The sequence below is a fragment of the Streptomyces wedmorensis genome, assembly GCF_000716445.1.
Classification (GTDB): Bacteria; Actinomycetota; Actinomycetes; order Streptomycetales; family Streptomycetaceae; genus Streptomyces; species Streptomyces wedmorensis.
In genome coordinates this window covers 81579-100543 of the sequence record NZ_JNWK01000040.1, presented here as the reverse complement: position 1 = coordinate 100543, position 18965 = coordinate 81579, and the positions used below count along the sequence as shown (strand labels likewise).

Below are 18965 nucleotides of genomic sequence, written 5' to 3'. Positions count from 1 at the left end.
GTCCGCAGGGCGCCCGGTCCGGCGACCGTCAGCCCACCTTCTCGCAGAGGGATTCGGTCGAACCGTGCAGCTGGGTGAGCGTCTTGTACCCGGTGGGGGAGACCGTGAGGGTGTAGGCGCCGTCGACCGTGTACAGGCCGCGCGGCACGTTCCCGCCGCCCTCGCCGAAGCCCGCGAGGATCGGCCCGACCACGTACCAGGACTGGGAGCGGTCCGGACGGATCTCGACCACCGCCCGGCCGCTCGCGTCGGCGTCGTACGAGGCGCCGGTCGCGGAGTTGACGACCCGGACCACCAGATCGCCCTTGTACTCGACGACCTTCGTCCCGTCCTCGTACGTGGCGAGGGTGCGCCGCACGACCTCGTCGACCACGGGCGAACCCTGGACGGCGAAGTCGCAGCGCGCCCCGGCCGGATGGGACCAGGAAGGGGAGGGCGCCGGCTCCCAGCCGTCGTTCGGGGCGCCTGCGCCTGCGCCTGCGCCTGCGCCGGCGGCGGCGGTACCGGTGTCGGCGCCGGCGGAAGTGGTGACGGCCAGCACGGCGCAGACGGCCGCCAGGGGCACGAGAATCCGTCGCTTCAAGAGAACTCCTCGGTGAGCGGGAACGTGAACGGGCGTCACCCTCCCCCCGCCCCCTGACCGGATCCTGACCACGCCCCAGGGCACCGCTCCGGACACCCCCTAAGGTGACCGGCACCATGGACTTCACCCTGCTCGGTGCCTTCGAGGCCCGCCACGAAGGGCGCCGCGTGCGGCTCGGCAGCCGCCGCCAGGAGCGGTGCCTGCTCGCGATCCTCCTCCTGGAGGCGGGCCGCCCCGTCGCCACCGACCGGCTCGCCGACCTCCTGTGGAACGGCACCCCGCCCGCCGGCGCCCGCGCCACCCTCCACACGTACGTCGGCCGGCTGCGGGCCGCGCTCAGGCCGTACGGCGTGACCGTCGAGACCCGCCACGACGGCTACGCGGTCGACGTGACCGGACACGCCGTGGACGTACGGGAGTTCCTGGACCTCGCCGGCCGGGCCGCCCTCGCGGCGGACCCCGGCGAACAGGTCCGCTGCCACGACGCGGCCCTCGCGCTCTGGCGCGGCCCCCTCCTCGCCGACACCCTCGACGGGACCCAGCGGGACCGGCTCGGCGGCCGGCTGGTCGAACTGCGCCTGACCGCGCTGGAACAGCGTGCCGAGGCCCAGCTCGCCATGGGCCTCCACGACCGGGTCCTCGCCGACCTCACCCCCTTCACCGGCGAACACCCCGGCCGCGAAAGGCTGGTGGCCGCCCACATGACCGCCCTCTACCGGGCCGGCCGGCAGACCGAGGCCCTGGAACTCCACCGCGCCACCCGCGACCACCTCGTCACCGAACTCGGCGTCGAACCCGGCCCGGCCCTCACCACGCTCCACGAACGCATCCTGAACGCCGACCCCCGGCTCGACCGCCCCCCGGCCCCGCTCTACGCGGTCCGCGTCCGCGAGGAATGGCTCCCCTGGTCCACCGGCGGCCACCCGGCCCTGGAGTTCTGCAACACCTACGCGGGCTGGCACCGCGCCCCCGCCGTGCCGGGCTCCGACTGGCTGCGCACCTACCGCACCCTCGCCGTCTGGGCCGGACACCAGGCCCTCGCCGACGACCCCGACGTCGACCGGCTCCTCGACACCGCACGCGCCCGGCCCGCCGAAGCCGCCGACGCCCTCGCGGAGGCCAGGTCGTTCCGTACCGCCCTCTACGCCTGCCTCACCGACCCCACCGACCTCCGCGCCTTCCGCACGGTCGCCACGGCAGCCGAGGGCGCCGCCCGCGCCGCCGTCCTCGAACTCGACGAGGACGGCCTCGCCCACTGGCGCCTCCCGCCCGCCGCAGGCCTGCGCCTCCCCCTCCTCGCCACCGCCCGCGCCGCCGCCGACCTCCTCGCCGACCCCCGCCGCCTCACCCTCCGCGCCTGCCCCAGCGACGACTGCGGCTGGCTCTTCCCGGACACGACCGGCCGCCGCCGCTGGTGCGCGACGGCGACCTGCGGCGCCGGCCGGTCCTGAGCGGACGGGTGCGACCGTCGGCGCTCTACCAGCTCTCGATGCCGCTGACCGTCGTGTCGATGATGTCGCACACGCGCGTGACTCCGGTGACGTCGAACTTCACGTCGGCGATCGTCACGAACACCTGGTACGCCCCCTTGCTGCCGGGGTGGCGCTGGACCGTGTGTCCGTGCCGCTTGCTCAGCATCTTGTCGAGGCGGTTGTTTATCGTTTCCCGGGCGGACTTTCCGGACTTGAACGAACCGACCGGAATGTTGCCGTTCACCGAACACTCGATCTCCACGACCGCCGTGTTGGGGGGGTTGTGCGACTTGAGCCGGGCGACGATCTCCACCTGGCCCGACTGGCTGGGCATCCGCACCTGTCCGTCGCCGGCCTCGTACCTGCCCATGCCGACGTAGAGCTGGCCGATGCGGCGGCAGAGGTCTTCCTCGGGCACGTCGTCGGAACCGCTGGCGACCTGGATGATGGCCTCCGCCGAGCGCAGCGGGGAGACGAAGTCGATCACTGTTTGGGGGCGGTCGGCCGGAGCCTTCGCCGTGGCGCTCTTGTACAGCTCCAAGAGCTGTACCGACGCACGGTCGTCGACCCAGTTCGACAGTTCGTGGGCGAGGATCTCGTGGTTCTTGGTGAAGTTCTCGGGGTTGGGGTCCCGGCCCGTGACCAGGAAGAACATCAACTGGGCGAGGCTGAAGACGTCCACGGTCTCGCTGCGGGCCGTCTTCGCGTTGGGTTCGTACAGTTGCTCGGGAGCGGCGTAGCTGAGGACTCCGCCGACGCCGAAGTTGGCCGTCATCGTGCGGTTCGTCTCGTGGTACGCCAGGTCGAAGTCGGTCAGGTACGGCTCCAGGTGTCCGTCCGAGCCGTACGAGATGACGATGTTCTCCGGCTTGATGTCGCGGTGGCGGACCTTCTGGGAGTGGGCGTGCTGGACCGTCTCACAGATGTCGATCATGAGGCGGACGATGGCCTCGGCGTTTCCGTTTCGCTCGATGTAGAACTTGCGCATGTTGTCGCCCTGGATGGAATCCATGCTGAATCCGTAGGGCGCGGCGGTGATCTTGTGTACGCGCACGATGCGCGGGTGGTGCAGGTCGCGCATGTTGCGGTAGCCGTTGCCGAAACGCTGCACCTTCACGGCGTCGTCGAGCTCGTTGCCGTGGAAGAGCTTCACGGCGAAGCGCTCGCCCTTCTCGTTCTCGGCCTCCCACACGTGCCCGTAGCCGCCGTGCCCGATATGGCGGATGATCTTGCCGAACCGGGTCTCCTCGCCCACGCTGACCTCGGACAGGTGCTTGCGGAACTCCCTGAGCCGGCGGGTCAGGTCGTCCCAGTCCGGGTGGCGGCGTACGTCGGGCAGATCGTGCTCGGTCTCCTCGAACCACTCCACCACCCTCTCGAGCTCGGTGGCGCACCTCTTGGCTCCCCCGGAGAGCCGCACGGTGCGTTCGGTGAGTTCCGCGAGCTGCAGGTAGTAGTACTGGTCGATCAGGTTCTGGGCCTTCGAGAGGACCTGGTTCAGCTCGCTCTTGTCGATCTGGCGGCCCTGGCGTGGTTCGAAACCCTGCCCGATCACGACCGTGCCCGCCACGTCCCCCTTGAAGACGGGAGTCTGGATGTCCTCGGGCATGGCGTTGGCGACGTACTCGTAGATGCTCATCAGGGTGACGTCGCCGTCCCAGTTCACGGCGGCGCCGAGGAGGGCGTCCGTCAGCAACTCGGTGAACATGCCCCGTCCGTCGGCCTCCTGCGCCTCCTCCTCCGGCCGGCAGGCGGCGAGCACGCAACGGCTCTCGTTGACCGCTCGCACCTCGCGCTCCACGTCGGCGGGGCTGAGCGGGCGGCTGTTGGACCAGGTGAAGGCGGAGCCGGAGTGGCAGCAGTCCAGGATGGACACCACGTGATCGAACTTGAGGCTGGCGGATTCCATGAGCTGGGCCAGGTGAGCCAGCGCGATCCCCGGGTCGAAGTTCTCCGCGTCATGCGTCACCAGGTGTCCCGCCTGGCCGAGTACCTGACCGTGCCCCGCGAAGTAGAAGAGAAGGATGCTTCCTTGCCCTTGGTGTTCCTCGCTGTAGGCGATCTGGTTCAGTTCCCTGAGGATGTTGGCCCGTGTGGCCCGGCCGTTCAGCAGGACCAGGCTGTCGAAGTCGTACTGGCCTAAGGAGAGGCACGAGGCAACGTCCTGGGCATCGTTGACGCACCCGAAGAGGGGCGCGTCGGCATACGTGTCGATGCCGACGATGACGGCTTTGTTCATGTGATTCCCACCCACCGGATCTTCGCGGAGGGACGGCTGCCCTCCCCCGGAGAGATGACCATATTGCCCCCGGGACGGCGTCACCATAGGCGTGCGGAGTCGGAGTCGGCCGGGTTCGTGCCGGCCCCGCGGGTTCCTGACCCGAGGGGCCGACACGACGCGATGGCGGCGGTGCCGGGGGCTACTCGGCCTTCGCCACCCCGATCGGGCAGGAGACGCCCGTACCGCCGATGCCGCAGTAGCCGGCCGGGTTCTTGTCCAGGTACTGCTGGTGGTAGGCCTCGGCGGGGAAGAAGGGGCGGGTCTCGTCGGCGGGGAGGACGGTGGTGGTGATCTCGCCGTAGCCGGAGCCCGTGAGGACCCGCTGGTAGGCGTCGCGGGAGGCGGCGGCCTGCTGGGCCTGGGCCGGGGTGTGGGTGTAGACGGCGGAGCGGTACTGGGTGCCCACGTCGTTGCCCTGGCGGAAGCCCTGGGTGGGGTCGTGGGACTCCCAGAAGAGCTTGAGCAGGGACTCGTACGAGACCTTCGCGGGGTCGAAGACGACGCGGACGACCTCGGTGTGGCCGGTCAGGCCGGAGCAGACCTCTTCGTACGACGGGTTCGGCGTGAGGCCGCCCTGGTAGCCGACGAGGGTCGTCCAGACGCCGTCGGTCTGCCAGAACTTGCGCTCGGCACCCCAGAAGCAGCCCAGGGCGAAGTCCGCGACCTCCAGGCCCTCCGGGTAGGGGCCGAGGAGCGGGTTGCCGAGGACGGTGTGGCGCTCCGGGACGGAGAACTCCGGCTCGGGGCGGCCGCGCAGGGCCTGCTCGGGGGTGGGGAGGACGGGGGTGCGGGACAGGAACATGCTGCATCTCTCCTCGACGGTCGGCGAAGGACACAACGCCGCGGACCGAGGAGGGATTCCCTCCCGGCCCGCGACCGGCGCCCCGGTGACCGGCCCGCACGCCTCCGTCCGCGTTCGGCCGGCCTGTCCGGTACGCCTCCGTCCGCGTTCGGCACGGCCTGTCCCGTACGCCTCCGTCAGCGCCGTCGGCCGCCCCGTACCGCCCGGTCACGCCAGTGGCAGTACGCCGCCGCCGGGTCGTCGAAGTACACCCAGGGCGGGGCGCCCACATGGCCGTCGACACGGCGGAACTCGACCGCGGCCTCCGGGTACCGGGCCTGCTGGGTGAGGAAGAACGCCAGGAGGTGGCGGGCGCGGGGGAGGCAGGGGTGGTCGGGGTGGGCTGCGGCGACGTCCGCGAGGGCGGCGTCGACGAGGGCGGTCACCTCGGGCGTGCGGTACCGCGGCGGCTTGTCGATGTCGGGCTGGTGCTCGAGCCAGGCGAGCAGCGGCAGCATCGTGAGCAGCGACCCCGCCGGGGCCGCGGCCGCGGCCTCCCGGGCGAAGGACGTCGCCAGCTCCTCGGAGCCGTGCCACTTGGCGCACCAGTACTGGAGGGCGCGGAGGTGCGCCCCGCAGTGGTACGGGTCGAGCGCGGTGATCCGCGCCCACAGGGCCCGCATCTCCTCGTGCGAACGGCCGCGCCCGATTCCCGCCGACACGTCGGCGAGGAGCGGCGTCGGGTCCTCCGGAGCCAGCTCCACGGCGTGCGCGATCACCCCGTGGGAGGCGGCGAGCACGCCGTGGAAGTTGCGGAACCGCTCCTGGCTGGTGTCCTTGGCCCAGGCCGAGCCGCGCAGCTGCCAGGCCAGCTCGACCACCGCTTCGGCGCGGACGGCGGCGAGGTCGGGGTCGTCCGGTCCGACGGCCTGCTCCCAGGCGGTGAGGAAGGCGGCCTCGCCGCCGTCGGGCCGCACGGCGACCGTGGCGAAGGCCCCGACGTACGCGCCGCGGAGCGCCCAGTCCCGCTTCTCGCGGGTGGCGGCGAGCAGCCGCGCGGCCGGTTCCCACCTGCCTCGGGACGCGATGCCCATGGCCGGGTGCAGCGCGGGGTCGGGGCCGGCGAACGTGGTGTTCTGCCGGGACGGGGGCAGGAACCCGGGCGGCGGCGTGTCGGGCGGGGTGGGGCCGGAGGCGTGGTGCCGGTAGACGAGGAAGCAGATGGCGCCGACGGCGACCAGGACGACGACGCGTGCGATGTCCGTGTTCACGAGGCCTCCCGGGCGCCGGGCGTGGCGTACCGCGCGGACTCGTCGCGCATCCGGCAGAACTCCGCCGCCGGGTCCCCCTTGTACCGCCAGGGCACCGCACCGACGTAACCGTCCAGCAGGCGGAACTGCTCCAGCGCCTCGTCCCACCGGTTCTGCAGGTACAGGTAGTACGCGAGCAGGTGCCGTACCTCCGCCAGGCGCGGATGGCCGGGGTCGGCGGCGGCCACGTCGGCGAGGGCCGCGTCGACCGCGGCGAACATCTCGGGGGTGCGGTCCACGTCCGTCGAGTCGGACTCGTCGTGCTCGTAGTGGGCGATCAGCGGGAAGGCCGTCATCAGGCTCCCGGGCGGCGCCCCGGCGGCGGCCCGTACGGCGAAGGCGCGCGCCGACTCGGCCGAACCGCACCACTTGCCGCACCAGTACTGCAGCGCCGAGAACGTGGCCTCGTAGTGGTGCGGGGCCCGGTCGGTGATCTCCCGCCAGAGCCGCCGCATCTCGTCGTGCGGCAGCCCGAGGCCGATCGCCGTCCAGATCTCGCCCACATAGGGGGAGGGGTCGTCGACCGGGGCGAGGGCCACGGCTCGCAGGTGCTCCTCGCGGGACCGGGTCAGCGTGCGGTGGAAGCCCTCGAACTGCTCCTCCGTGGTGGCCGCCGCCCGCTTCGCGCCCCGCACCTTCCACGCCAGGAAGACCGTCCCACGGGCCCGTACCAGCGCCGCGCCGGGGTCGCCCGGCCGTGACTCCTCCCAGGCCCGCAGCCACGTGTCGTCGTCGGCGGCCAGGTCCGCGAGCTGCTCGCAGAGGAACGTGCGGCGCTCCCAGTCGCGGGCCGCCGCGGTCGCGTCGAGCAGGTCGGCGGCCGGCTCCCAGTCACCGGCCGGGGCGGCGGCGAGCGCGACGGCGACCGCGGGCGGCAGCGGGGCGGCCAGTTCGGTGTGCTGCCGTTCGGCGTCGAGCAGGCTGAGCGCGGCGACGCGCGCCGCCGCCCTGGCCGCGTGGGGGTCGGCGCGCGAGCCCTCGATGTAGCCGCGGACGACGGCGTTGAGGAGGCGGAGGCCGATGGCGAGCAGGCCGAGGGCGAGGGGGGTCAGGACGACCCAGAGCAGGATGATCACGTTGTCTCGTTCGAGGTTCGAGGTTCGAGGGTTCGAGGACGGAGGCGGCCGACGGGTACGGGCCCGGGGCCCGGTGGTCAGCCCGCCAGCAGCTTGCGCAGGGGTTCGGTGTCCGGCCGGTCCGTGATCGCCGCGTCCAGGGCGGCGGGGAGAGCGGCGGCATAGCCGTCGGGGAGGTGCAGGGAGGCGGGGTCCGACCAGGAGAGCTGCCAGCGGGCGCGGCCGTCGGCGGCGAGGACGGCCGTCGTGAGGCGGGCGAGTTCGCGCCGGAGGGAGGAGCGGGCGAACTCGCGGGCGGCGCGGCCGGTCGCGGCGGCGGCCTCGTCGGACCGCGGCAGCCGGCCGACGACGTCCCACGCGGTGCCGGCGTCGACGGCGTCGAGGAAGTCGCGGAGGAGGGCGGCCGGTTCGGCGTCCGCGGCCGCCGGCCCCAGCGCCTCGCGCACCGGTTCGGCGTCCTGGACGTACCGCGCGGTCATCGCCTCGTGGACCAGGTCGGGCCAGTCGAGGCGGCGCATCAGCAGCGCCTCCGGGGCCAGGGTGGCCTCCTCGACGTCGATCAGCACCGCCTCGGGCGAGGTGAACAGGCCGAACGCGGGGCGGGCCTCCTCGGCGCCGCGCCCGTCGTCGGTCAGGGCTTCGAGGACGGCGACGCGTTCGGCCGTCGGCGGGTGCGAGTCGTACGGCGAGGCGGGTTCGTCGGGCAACGCCTCCCACAGCCCGGCCAGTTCCTCGGCGCGGGCGTCGAGGAGCCGGCGCACCCCGCCGAACACCTCCCCGCGCGGCGGCAGCATCCCGAACTCGACGCCGAGCGTCGCGTACGAGCTCAGGTAGAACTCGTGCGCGGAGTCGAGCACGGGGAGCGCGCGGAGGGCCGAGGCGGTCGCGTCGCGGCCGGCGATCCGGGCGGCGCCGAGGTCGGCGGCGAGCTCCTGGCGGCGGGATCCGCTCTGGGTGGCGCGCATGCAGAAGCGGCCGTACGCGGTGTAGATCCGGGCCATCGCGCGGTAGGTGAAGCCGACGCCGGTGGTGTCGACCTCGCGGGCGGACTTGCCCTTGGCGACCCGCTTGGCGGACTTCCGCTCCTGGCGGGCGCGCTCCTTGGCGATCGTCTGCCCGGACTTCTCCTCGAAGCGGTCGACGGTACGGGCGACATGGACGCGGCAGCGTTCGGTGATCCCGGTGAGCCGGGTGTCGGAGTTCCCGTAGTGCCCGAGTTCGTGGGCGAGCACGGCCCGCAGCTGGGCGTCGGAGAGGCCGGCGACGAGGGGGAGCCCGAGGTAGAGGCGGCGGGTGCCGCCGATGAGGCCGAGGAGGCGGGCCTCCTCGGTGACGGCCGCGTTCATGTCGGCGGTGAGCCTGATCTCGTCGGGCCCGCGGGTGCCGACGCGCTCGGCGAGTTCCCGCACGGCCGCCCAGAGCCGGGGCTCGTCGGCGTCGGTGACGGGGATGCCGGCGACCTCCTCGTCGCGGGGCGTCCGCAGCAGGAGCATGCCGCGTACGACGGGCACCGCGAGCAGGAAGCTGACGACGTAGAACTTGAGAGCCCAGCCGGCCGGCGCCCACCGGTAGGCGGCCCAGTCCACGGCGCCGAGCGCGCAGAGCAGGACGAGGCCGAGCAGATGGAAGCCGGCGATCAGGACGAGGGCGCGCAGCGCGCGCAGGGTTGCGCCCATCGGGCTGATTCCCCCCACGGGAACGGCGTGATGATCATATGGACGGTGGGGCCGGAGTATGACCCACCGCACCGACCACCGTCCACACCGTTCCCGCAGGTGGGCCCCGCCGACGGCTTACCGCGGCAGCGTCGCCGGGCTCCCGCCGTTCGCCTCGTATCCCGCGACGGCCAGGTTCCGGAAGAGCGTGTACGTCTCCGCCGGGTCCCCGCTCAGCGTCCACGGCACCGCGCCCACGTGGCCGTCGACCCGGACCAGCTGGTGCATGGCCTCCGCCCAGCGCTCGGCCCGCACCAGGAACCAGACGAGCAGATGGCGGACGTGCGCGAGCATCGGGTCGTCGTGACGGGCCGAGTGGACCGCGTACAGCGCGCCGTCGAGGGCCTTGGACACCACCGCCGTACGGAAGAAGTCCTGCACGAGGACGACCTCGGGCACGTGCTCGTGCACCGCGAACAGCGGCAGCGCGGCGAGCAGCGACCCGCGCGGCGCACGGGCGGCGGCCGTCGTCGCGAAGTGGTCGGCCTCCTCACGGGAGCCGTGCCACTTCTCGCACCAGTAGTGCAGGGCCGCCAGGTGCGCGCCCATGTGCTCCGGCGCCCGGTCGATGACCTTCGCCCACAGCTGGTCGAACTGTTCGTGGGGGTAGCCGAGCCCGCGGGCCACGGCCAGCTCCACGATGTACGGCACGGGGTCGCCGGGCGCGAGCAGCGCGGCCTCGGCGCACACCTTCCGCGCCTCTTCGAGGATGATCCGGAAGTCGTCGGTCCCGGCAGACGAGGACCGCCACGCCTGCTGCACCAGGAACTCGGCGTGCACGGCGGCGGCGCCCGGGTCCTTCGGCGCCTCGGCCCGCCACGAGCGCAGCCACGCGCCGCCGACGCCCGGCCTGTCCCGCAGTTCCAGGGAGGCCGCGCCCGCGAAGGCCTGGACGCGCTGCCAGCGGACCTCGCCGGCCTTGTCGGTGCCGGCGAGCAGCTGTGCCGCCGCCCGCCAGTCCTGGGTGGCCTGGACGACGTCGAGCACGTCGAGCAGGTCGTCGTCCGCGCCCGGCAGCCGTACGTCCTGGTCCTCCTGCCGCACGAACCCGTACGCCTCCGGGTCGGCCGCGTCCGGCGCGCCCGGGGCGACCACCTTGATCCCGTCACGCCGCCGGCGCAGCACGTAGGGGCCGAGGACGCCGAACAGCAGGCCCAGCGCGATCAGGAACCAGAGAATCTCCATGTGTCCATTGTCCAGGACACCCGGTGAGACGATCGCGGGCGCCGGGGTGTGCGCGCGACTACGCTCCTGACTCATGAGCGACCAGCACACGCATCAGAACTTCGAGACCCGCGCCATCCACGCGGGCAACACCGCCGACCCGCTGACCGGCGCGGTCGTCCCGCCCATCTACCAGGTGTCCACCTACAAGCAGGACGGCGTGGGCGGGCTGCGCGGCGGATACGAGTACAGCCGCAGCGCGAACCCGACCCGTACCGCCCTGGAGGAGAACCTGGCGGCCCTGGAGGGCGGCCGGCGCGGTCTGGCCTTCGCCTCCGGCCTGGCCGCCGAGGACTGCCTGCTGCGCACGCTCCTCGCGCCCGGCGACCACGTGGTCATCCCGAACGACGCCTACGGCGGCACGTTCCGGCTCTTCGCCAAGGTCGTGGAGCGCTGGGGCGTCGACTTCTCGGTGGCGAACACCTCCGACATCGAGTCGGTGCGGGGCGCCGTCAACGACCGCACGAAGCTGATCTGGGTCGAGACCCCGTCGAACCCGCTCCTCGGCATCACCGACATCGAGGCCGTCGCCGGCGTCGCCCGCCAGGCCGGCGTGAAGCTCGTCGTCGACAACACCTTCGCCTCGCCGTACCTCCAGCAGCCGCTGGCCCTCGGCGCCGACGTGGTCGTCCACTCGCTCACCAAGTACATGGGCGGACACTCGGACGTCGTCGGCGGCGCCCTCGTGACGGCCGACGAGGCGCTCGGCGAGGAGCTCGCGTACCACCAGAACGCGATGGGCGCGGTCGCCGGACCCTTCGACTCGTGGATCGTGCTCCGCGGCATCAAGACCCTCGCCGTGCGCATGGACCGCCACAGCGAGAACGCGGCGAAGATCGTCGAGATGCTCACCCAGCACCCGAAGGTCACCCAGGTCCTCTACCCGGGCCTCCCCGAGCACCCGGGCCACGAGGTCGCCGCCAAGCAGATGCGTTCCTTCGGCGGCATGATCTCCTTCCGCGTCCAGGGCGGCGAGGAGGCGGCGGTCGAGGTCTGCAACCGCGCGCAGCTCTTCACCCTGGGCGAGTCCCTCGGCGGTGTCGAGTCCCTCATCGAGCACCCCGGCCGCATGACGCACGCGAGCGTCGCGGGCTCCGCCCTGGAGGTCCCCGCCGACCTCGTCCGCCTCTCCGTCGGCATCGAGAACGTCGACGACCTCCTGGCCGACCTCCGCCAGGCACTCGGCTAGTCCCCCCCGAGGCCCGGTCCCCCACAAGGGCGCCCGGGCCTCCGCCCAGCCCCCCGCCCGCCCCGCCGTGTGGGCAATCGTCCCGCAGGGCGGGACGGGTGGGCACACGGGACGGCGCCCCTCGCCGGGCCAAGGCTTCCGCCCCCACCGTCCGCGCCCGGGCCTGCCGGGCCAAGGCTTCCGTGCCCACCGTCCGCGCCCGGGCCTGCCGGGCCGGCCGCCTCACCACCCCTCGACCACCGGCGTCGTCGCCGCCGGCGGAACCTCCCAGGGCCGGGCCGCCGACGCCCACACGACGAAGGCCAGCGCCGCGACCGCGCACACCGCCCACCACACCCGCCGCGCGGTACGGGCGCGGCGGCGCAGCCGGGCCCCGCGCTCGGCGGCCCGCAGCGACAGGTCGCCGGGCACCGGTGGATGCGGGGTGTCGAGCAGCCGCCGCACCGCCGCCTCCCTGTCCCCGTAGCGGCTCACGCGGCGGCCCCCGCGGACCCGGCCCCGGTCTCACGGTGAGCGACGGCCCCCGCGGCCCCGGCGGTCCCCCCGGCCCCCGCAGGCCCCGCAGCCCCCGAGCCGAGCCGCGCCGCCTCCCGCAGCGCCGTCACGGAGCGGGCGCAGACGGCACGGACGCGCGCCTCGGAGACCCCGAGCAGGGCCGCGACCTGTTCCTCGGCCACGCCCTCGTACAGCCTCAGGACGACCACGAGCCGTTCCCGCGGGCCGAGGGCGGACAGCACCCCGCCGTGCCCGCCGTGGTGCCGCCAGGCGCCGCGCGCGAAGCGGGCGGCCAGGTCGCGGCGGGTGAGGTCGTACGGGTCCTCGTCGCGCAGCCGGCCCCACATGGCGTACGTGTGTGCGAGCGAGGCGGTCAGCAGGTCCCGGGCGTACGGGTTGCGGCCGCGGGTCTCGGCGGTGAGGAGGGTCGCGGTGTGCAGCAGCCGACCCGCCGCCCCGGCCACGAACGCGTCGAACTCCCGCGTGCGGTAGGCACGTTCGCGATCATGCTCACTCGACTGTCGTCCCACGTCCTCATATGAGGACAGCGGACGGACGGGGTCAAGGGGTCGGTGCCCACCGCCGGGGGGCCGGCTACTCGGCCGGCGTCGCGCCCGTCGTCTCGGCCGTGGTCTCCGCCGCCGCGCGCGCCGCGCCCGCCGCACCCGCCGGGCCGTGCCCCGACTGCCGCGCGGACAGGGCGGTGTTGAAGCGCGTGAGCAGGTTGCAGAACGACTCCCGCTCGTCCTGGGTCCAGCCGTCCGTCACCTCGACCATCAGCTGGCGGCGCGAGGAGCGGACCTCCTCCAGGCGGGCGAGACCGCGCGGCGACAGCTGGAGCACGACCGCGCGCCCGTCCTCCGGGTGCGAGGTCCGCTTGACGAGGCCGGTGTCCACGAGCGGGGCGACCTGCCGCGTGACGGTGGACGAGTCGATGCCCATGCCGGCCGCGAGCGCCTTGACGCCCATCGGGCCTTCCTGGTCCAGCCTGTTGAGGAGCAGGTAGGCGGCCCGGTCCATGGAGTTGCGGAGCTGTCCCGTGCCGCCGAGGCGGGTCTGTTCGGCCCGGCGGGCGAAGACGGCCACCTGGTGCTGGAGGGCGTCGAGGAGACCGGGGTCGAGCTCAGTCGTCATGTCCTGAGATGTGGGCATGGCTGTGGGTCTCTCTCTGAGGGAGTGATCGGTCGGTGGGGGACAGAGTACGCGGACCCGACGGAGTGCGTACCAGGGCTGACCAAACCCGCTGACGCACCTGTCCGCCGGGCGGCCACCAGGGCCGTGAGCTGCGAGACTTGGTGTCATGAGCTTCCGTACGCGAGACCCCTTGCACCATCTGATGCTGGACGACGTGCGCGGCGCGCAGAAGATGCTGTCGGGGGTGTCCCGGGTGACCGCGATGGAGGGCAGCCGCCACCTGTCGTCCCTGGTCGGAGCGCCGGTCCAGCTCAAGTGCGAGAACCTCCAGCGGACGGGTTCCTTCAAGCTCCGAGGGGCGTACGTGCGGATCGCCTGCCTGCGTCCCGAGGAGCGCGCGGCCGGCGTCGTCGCCGCCTCGGCGGGCAATCACGCGCAGGGCGTCGCGCTCGCCTCGAAACTGCTCGGTGTGCACGCGACGGTCTTCATGCCGGTCGGCGCCCCGCTGCCGAAGGTGGCGGCGACCCGGGACTACGGCGCCGACGTCCGGATGCACGGCCATGTCGTCGACGAGACGCTCGCGGCGGCGGAGCGGTACGCGCTGGAGACCGGCGCGGTCTTCATCCACCCCTTCGACCACCCCGACGTCATCGCGGGCCAGGGCACGGTCGGCCTGGAGATCCTGGAGCAGTGCCCGGAGGTCCGGACGGTCCTGGTGGGCGTCGGCGGTGGCGGTCTGGCGGCCGGCATCGGGCTCGCCGTGAAGTCGCTGCGCCCGGACGTGAAGGTGATCGGCGTCCAGGCGGAGGGAGCGGCCGCCTATCCGCCCTCGCTGGCCGCCGGGCATCCGGTGGTGATCGAGTCGCCGGTGACGATGGCGGACGGGATCAAGGTGGGGCGGCCGGGCGACGTGCCGTTCGCGCTGGTCCAGGAGTACGTCGACGAGGTCCGCACGGTCTCCGAGGACGCCCTCTCCTCGGCCCTCCTGCTCTGCCTGGAGCGGGCGAAGCTGCTCGTCGAACCGGCCGGCGCCAGCCCGGTCGCGGCCCTGCTCGAAGACCCGAAGGCGTTCAAGGGGCCGGTGGTCGCGGTCCTGTCCGGCGGCAACGTCGACCCGCTGCTGCTCCAGCGCGTCCTCCGGCACGGCATGGCGGCCGGAGGCCGCTACCTGAGCCTGCGGCTGCGGGTCGCGGACCGGCCGGGCGCGCTCGCGACGCTGCTCGCGGTCCTGACGGTGGTCGACGCGAACGTCCTGGACGTCAGCCACGTCCGCACCGACCCGCGCCTCGGCCTGGCGGAGGCGGAGGTGGAGCTGCACCTGGAGACCAAGGGCCCGGAGCACTGCCGGGAGGTCGAGGACGCGCTGCGGGACGCGGGGTACACGGTCCTCGGCTGACCCGTACCGCGCCGCGCACCACCCCGAGACGGTGTGGCGCAGGTCACGAATCCACTGGGCGGGGTCCGCCCGGCGCGCCTAGGATCGGACGGAAACGCCCGAATCTCCCTGGGAGAATTCCTATGCCAGGCGCGATCTACGCCGAGGGTCTGGTGAAGACCTTCGGTGACGTACGAGCTCTGGACGGCGTGGACCTCGACGTGCCCGAGGGCACCGTCCTGGGCCTGCTCGGTCCGAACGGCGCGGGGAAGACGACCACCGTGCGCGTCCTGACGACACTGATCCAGCCGGACAGCGGCCGGGCCGTCGTCGCCGGGATCGACGTACTCAAGCACCCCAACGAGGTCCGCCGCTCGATCGGGCTCTCCGGCCAGTTCGCCGCCGTCGACGAGTACCTCACGGGCCGCGAGAACCTCCAGATGGTGGGGCAGCTCTACCAGATGAAGGCGAAGGCCGCGAAGGAACGGGCCGGCGAACTCCTCGACCGGTTCCGCCTCTCCGACGCCGCCGACCGCACCGCCAAGACGTACTCCGGAGGCATGCGCCGGCGCCTCGACCTCGCGGCGGCCCTCGTCGTCGCCCCGCCGGTCATGTTCATGGACGAACCGACCACCGGCCTCGACCCCCGCAACCGCCAGGCCCTCTGGGACGTCATCAACGAGCTCGTCGCGGGCGGTACGACCCTGCTCCTCACCACCCAGTACCTGGAGGAGGCCGACCACCTCGCCCACGACATCTGCGTCGTCGACCACGGCAAGGTCATCGCCCGCGGCACCGCCGACCAGCTCAAGGCGCAGACCGGCGGCGAACGCGTCGAGGTCGTCGTCCAGCAGCCCGAGATGATCGCCGGCGCCCGGGACGTCCTCGCCCGCTACGGCGTCGCGGGCACCGGCCACGGCGACGTCTCCGTCGAGAACCACATCCGCAAGCTCACCGTCCCCGTCACCGGCGGCGCCAAGCTGCTCGCCGAGGTCATCCGCGACCTGGACGCCGTCGGCGTCGGGATCGACGACATCGGCCTGCGCCGCCCCACCCTCGACGACGTCTTCATCTACCTCACCGGCCACGCGGCCGAGCGCGAGGAAGAGGAGGAGAACGGCACGGCGGGCGCCGCCGGCAAGAGCCGGAAGGACCGGAAGGAGAAGGCCTCGTGACCACTCTGACCGACAACGTCCCCGGGGCCCCCAGGCCGCGTGGGGGCGTCGCCCAGTCGATCAACGACTCGCTGGTCGTCACCAAGCGCAACCTGATCCGGATGAGCCGCATCCCGGAGATGGTCGTCTTCGGGCTCATCCAGCCCGTCATGTTCGTCGTCCTCTTCAGCTTCGTCTTCGGCGGCTCGATGAGCGTCGGAGGCAACACGGACCCGGCGGTCTACCGCGAGTTCCTGATGGCCGGCATCTTCGCCCAGACCGTCACCTTCGCCACCGCCGGAGCGGGCGCGGGCATCGCCGACGACATGCACAAGGGCCTCGTCGACCGCTTCCGCTCGCTGCCGATGGCCCGCGGTGCCGTCCTCACCGGCCGTACCCTCGCCGACCTCGTCCAGACCGCGCTGACCCTCGTGGTCCTCGCGATCGTCGGCCTGCTCGTCGGCTGGCGCATCCACAACGGCGTCCCGAAGGCCCTCGGCGCCTTCGCCCTGCTCCTCCTCCTCGGCTACGCCTTCTCGTGGATCGGCGCCCTCATCGGCCTCTCCGTCCGCACCCCCGAGGCGGCCACCTCCGGCGGCCTGATCTGGCTCTTCCCGGTCACCTTCGTCTCCAACGCCTTCGTCGACCCCAGCATGATGGCCGACTGGATCCGCCCCATCGCCGAATGGAACCCCTTCAGCGCCACCGTCCAGGCCTGCCGCGAACTCTTCGGCAACCCAGGCGTCGTCCAGTCCGACGCCTGGCCCATGCGGTACCCCGTCTGGGCGTCGATCCTCTATTCGATCCTGATCGTCTTCGTCTTCCGCACCCTGTCCGTACGGAAGTACCGCTCGGCGACGGTGTGACCTTCCGGCCCACCTCCCCTGGCCCGATGGTCAGGGGAGGTAGGCGGAGACGGCGAGGCCGTCGGGGAGGGCGAGGAAGACGGCCCCTCCGGCGGCCAGCGCGTCACCGCCGGACTGCAGATGCCCGAGGCTGTCGGGCGTGTTGGGCTGGTACCTCTCCACGTCGCCCTTCCCGGACGCCGGATAGGACACCACCCACAACGGGCCGGTGGTGACGACCCGGTCGCCCACGAGGTACACGCGGTCGCCGGAGTCGGCCGACTGCCGCCACCGCTCACGCCCGGTCCCCAGGTCGTACCCGACCAGCTCGCCGAGGCCGTCGAGCACCGCCACCAGACCGTCCGCGCCGACGGCGGGCCCCGCCTTCAGCATGCCCCCGCCGCCGCCCAGGGCCCGTAGCGCCTTCAGGGTCCGCGCGTCGAGGACCACGACCGACCCGTCCGCACGGCCCGCGCAGAGCACGCTCCCGCTCTTCTCGTGCACCACGAAGGTGCCGCAGGCTTCCCGGATCCGGCCCGGCTTCCCGCCCTCGTCGGCGTCGAACGCCAGCGACTCGTCCGAGCCGAGCGTGACGAACGCCTTGCCCGCGCCCACGACGAGCTCCTCCGGCACGCCGCCGAGCCGTGCGCTCCACAGCTGTCGGCGGTCCTTCAGGCGGACGGCGGTCAGCAGCCCCGTCCCCTCCTCGCGGACGCCGAAGTACGTCGAGTACAGGACACCGTCCACCAGATCGGTGTGCTTGATGCCCCAGTCGCCCTCCGGCCCCGGGATCCTGCCCTTCGCCTTCCCGTCGGCGAGCCCGTAGACGGAGACCCCGTCCATGCCCGTCACGTACACCTCGTCTCCGACGACCGCCGGGTACTTGGGCCCGCTCAGCTCGCTCCCGGCCCGCGCGGGCACCTTCCACACCTCCTTGCCGTCCGCCGCGCCCAGTGCCGTCACCGCACCGGCGTTCCCGGGGCAGACCAGCAGCTTCGGCGAGAGCGCGCAGGCACCGACCCCCGGCTCCACCTCGGTGGTCCAGGGAGCCCAGCCCGCCGGGCGGTACGCGCGGTCCGTGCCGGCCTTGCCGAAGTCGTTGGTGCGGCCCTCGGAGCCGTACGGCAGGACGACCCGGCTCAGCGCGACGGGGGCCGAGGTGCCGGTGCCGGTGCCCGGCGTCGGCCCGGCGCTCCCGCCCGTGGACGCACCGCCCTCCTCGCCGGTCCGGTTCAGCAGCACCACGCCCGCCGTTGCCAGCACGGCCACCGCCACCGCGCCCGCGACGACCGCGCCCCACGGGCGGCGCCGGACGGGAGCGGGCGGGACCACCGGCCGGTCGGTCATCGCCGTGGGGGAGTAGGGGACGACCGGGCCGAGCGTCGGCAGGTCCGCCACACCCGCGCCGGACCCCGCCGCCTCCCCGATGCTCCGGGCCGCCTCCCCGTACTCGCCGAGCAGCGACAGCACCCCGCCGGGCCAGGGGAACACCTCGGGCGCGTCCCCGCCGCCGAGGAGCGACACCAGCTCGGCCGGTGACGGCCGCCCGGCCGGATCGAGACGCAGACACCGCTCCACCACCGGCCGCAACTCCTCCGGAACGCCGGACAGTTCGGCATCGGCCCGGCTGATCCGGAAGATCACCGCGCCCATCTCCTCGTCGTCGAACGGCCCCCGGCCGCTCGCCGCGAACACGAGCACCGCGCCCAGACAGAACACGTCGGAGGCCGGCACCACCGCCCGGCTCCCCACCAGGTGCTCCGGCGACATGAACCCGGGCGAGCCCACCACCAGACCCGTCGACGTCAGCGCCGTCGCCTCGAAGGCCTGCGCGATGCCGAAGTCGATCAACTTCGGCCCCGCCGCGCCCAGCAACACGTTCGCCGGCTTCAGGTCCCGGTGCAGCACCTCCACCCCGTGCACCCCCGCCAGCGCCCCGGCGAGCGCCACGCCCAGCGCCCGCACGGCCGGCACCGGCAGCGCCCCCGACCGCACGACGGCCTCGGCGAGCGACGGCCCCGGCACGTACTCGGTCGCCAGCCACGGCGAGGCCGCGTCGGCGTCCGCGTCCACGAGCCGCGCCACCCCCGGCCCGTCCACCGTCCGGGCCGCCGCGATCTCCCGCCGGAACCGCGTCCGGAAGTCCGCGTCGACCTCCAGCTCCTCCCGGACGGTCTTCACCGCGACCATCCGGTACGGATCGGCCGTCGGCGTGTCCGCACGGCAGGCCAGGTGCACCTCGCCCATGCCGCCGGCGCCGATCCGGGCGAGCAGCCGGTAAGGGCCGACGAGACGCGGGGGCTGTCCGACGGGCAGGGCTTCCAGCAACGG

Annotated in this window: 16 protein-coding genes; 5 read left to right on the top strand and 11 right to left on the bottom strand. The window is 73.3% G+C overall.

Going from position 1 to position 18965, the window contains the following annotated elements:
* Window positions 1-28 precede the first annotated feature (28 nt).
* Window positions 29-583, bottom strand: a complete 555-nt coding sequence (locus tag OO54_RS27975; protein WP_033207744.1) for a hypothetical protein — start codon at window positions 581-583, stop codon at window positions 29-31.
* A gap of 116 nt (window positions 584-699) precedes the next feature.
* Between OO54_RS27975 and OO54_RS27970 the strand changes: the two genes are divergently transcribed.
* Window positions 700-2034 (top strand): BTAD domain-containing putative transcriptional regulator, encoded by a 1335-nt coding sequence (locus OO54_RS27970; protein ID WP_033207813.1) that lies wholly within the window; start codon window positions 700-702, stop codon window positions 2032-2034.
* A 25-nt stretch (window positions 2035-2059) separates the two neighbouring features.
* Here the strand turns inward: OO54_RS27970 and OO54_RS27965 are convergent, their stop codons facing one another.
* The 6 genes from OO54_RS27965 to OO54_RS27940 form a co-directional block, all read right to left on the bottom strand.
* On the bottom strand, window positions 2060-4294 hold the full coding sequence (locus OO54_RS27965) for a protein kinase domain-containing protein (RefSeq protein ID WP_033207742.1): 2235 nt from the start codon (window positions 4292-4294) through the stop codon (window positions 2060-2062).
* 181 nt (window positions 4295-4475) lie between these two features.
* Entirely contained in the window at window positions 4476-5138 is a 663-nt protein-coding gene (gene msrA / locus OO54_RS27960; protein WP_033207740.1) for a peptide-methionine (S)-S-oxide reductase MsrA, read from the bottom strand.
* 176 nt (window positions 5139-5314) lie between these two features.
* Window positions 5315-6388 carry a hypothetical protein gene (locus OO54_RS27955; RefSeq protein WP_051787238.1) on the bottom strand — a complete coding sequence of 358 codons (1074 nt, stop codon included), beginning with the start codon at window positions 6386-6388 and terminating at the stop codon, window positions 5315-5317.
* The gene (locus OO54_RS27950; protein ID WP_033207737.1) at window positions 6385-7503 is read right to left on the bottom strand and encodes a hypothetical protein; all 1119 of its coding nucleotides are present in this window, start codon (window positions 7501-7503) and stop codon (window positions 6385-6387) included. The genes OO54_RS27955 and OO54_RS27950 overlap by 4 nt, the downstream gene beginning before the upstream one ends.
* Before the next feature lie 77 nt (window positions 7504-7580).
* Window positions 7581-9179: a M48 family metallopeptidase gene (locus tag OO54_RS27945; protein ID WP_033207735.1), complete on the bottom strand. Its 1599-nt coding sequence runs from the start codon at window positions 9177-9179 to the stop codon at window positions 7581-7583.
* Between the two features lie 117 nt (window positions 9180-9296).
* Entirely contained in the window at window positions 9297-10403 is a 1107-nt protein-coding gene (locus OO54_RS27940; protein WP_033207732.1) for a hypothetical protein, read from the bottom strand.
* 73 nt (window positions 10404-10476) lie between these two features.
* Between OO54_RS27940 and OO54_RS27935 the strand changes: the two genes are divergently transcribed.
* Window positions 10477-11631, top strand: coding sequence for a cystathionine gamma-synthase (locus OO54_RS27935; RefSeq protein ID WP_033207730.1), 1155 nt, complete (start codon window positions 10477-10479; stop codon window positions 11629-11631).
* A gap of 222 nt (window positions 11632-11853) precedes the next feature.
* Here OO54_RS27935 and OO54_RS47610 read toward each other — a convergent pair whose 3' ends face one another.
* The 3 genes from OO54_RS47610 to OO54_RS27920 form a co-directional block, all read right to left on the bottom strand.
* On the bottom strand, window positions 11854-12105 hold the full coding sequence (locus OO54_RS47610; RefSeq protein ID WP_033207727.1) for a hypothetical protein: 252 nt from the start codon (window positions 12103-12105) through the stop codon (window positions 11854-11856).
* Entirely contained in the window at window positions 12102-12656 is a 555-nt protein-coding gene (locus OO54_RS27925) for a sigma factor-like helix-turn-helix DNA-binding protein (RefSeq protein ID WP_033207725.1), read from the bottom strand. The genes OO54_RS47610 and OO54_RS27925 overlap by 4 nt, the downstream gene beginning before the upstream one ends.
* Before the next feature lie 64 nt (window positions 12657-12720).
* Entirely contained in the window at window positions 12721-13278 is a 558-nt protein-coding gene (locus tag OO54_RS27920) for a MarR family winged helix-turn-helix transcriptional regulator (protein WP_017239786.1), read from the bottom strand.
* A gap of 148 nt (window positions 13279-13426) precedes the next feature.
* On the opposite strand from OO54_RS27920, the gene ilvA reads away from it, so the two are divergent.
* The 3 genes from ilvA to OO54_RS27905 all read left to right on the top strand — a co-directional run bounded on the left by ilvA (window position 13427) and on the right by OO54_RS27905 (window position 16655).
* Window positions 13427-14656: a threonine ammonia-lyase gene (ilvA, locus tag OO54_RS27915; protein WP_033207722.1), complete on the top strand. Its 1230-nt coding sequence runs from the start codon at window positions 13427-13429 to the stop codon at window positions 14654-14656.
* Between the two features lie 122 nt (window positions 14657-14778).
* Entirely contained in the window at window positions 14779-15810 is a 1032-nt protein-coding gene (locus OO54_RS27910; RefSeq protein WP_033207720.1) for a daunorubicin resistance protein DrrA family ABC transporter ATP-binding protein, read from the top strand.
* Complete coding sequence (locus OO54_RS27905) at window positions 15807-16655, top strand: ABC transporter permease (RefSeq protein ID WP_033207718.1); 849 nt, start codon at window positions 15807-15809, stop codon at window positions 16653-16655. Before OO54_RS27910 ends, OO54_RS27905 begins: the two co-directional genes overlap by 4 nt.
* 30 nt (window positions 16656-16685) lie before the next feature.
* On the opposite strand, the gene OO54_RS27900 is transcribed toward OO54_RS27905, so the two are convergent.
* Entirely contained in the window at window positions 16686-18962 is a 2277-nt protein-coding gene (locus OO54_RS27900) for a protein kinase domain-containing protein (protein ID WP_033207716.1), read from the bottom strand.
* Window positions 18963-18965 lie beyond the last annotated feature (3 nt).

Bases quoted from the DNA above. Each gene is read 5' to 3' on its own strand.
- OO54_RS27970 (WP_033207813.1), top strand. From the start codon at position 700: ATGGACTTCACCCTGCTCGGTGCCTTCGAGGCCCGCCACGAAGGGCGC.
- OO54_RS27965 (WP_033207742.1), bottom strand. From the start codon at position 4,294: ATGAACAAAGCCGTCATCGTCGGCATCGACACGTATGCCGACGCGCCC.
- msrA (WP_033207740.1), bottom strand. From the start codon at position 5,138: ATGTTCCTGTCCCGCACCCCCGTCCTCCCCACCCCCGAGCAGGCCCTG.
- OO54_RS27945 (WP_033207735.1), bottom strand. From the start codon at position 9,179: ATGGGCGCAACCCTGCGCGCGCTGCGCGCCCTCGTCCTGATCGCCGGC.
- OO54_RS27940 (WP_033207732.1), bottom strand. From the start codon at position 10,403: ATGGAGATTCTCTGGTTCCTGATCGCGCTGGGCCTGCTGTTCGGCGTC.
- OO54_RS27935 (WP_033207730.1), top strand. From the start codon at position 10,477: ATGAGCGACCAGCACACGCATCAGAACTTCGAGACCCGCGCCATCCAC.
- OO54_RS27920 (WP_017239786.1), bottom strand. From the start codon at position 13,278: ATGCCCACATCTCAGGACATGACGACTGAGCTCGACCCCGGTCTCCTC.
- ilvA (WP_033207722.1), top strand. From the start codon at position 13,427: ATGAGCTTCCGTACGCGAGACCCCTTGCACCATCTGATGCTGGACGAC.
- OO54_RS27910 (WP_033207720.1), top strand. From the start codon at position 14,779: ATGCCAGGCGCGATCTACGCCGAGGGTCTGGTGAAGACCTTCGGTGAC.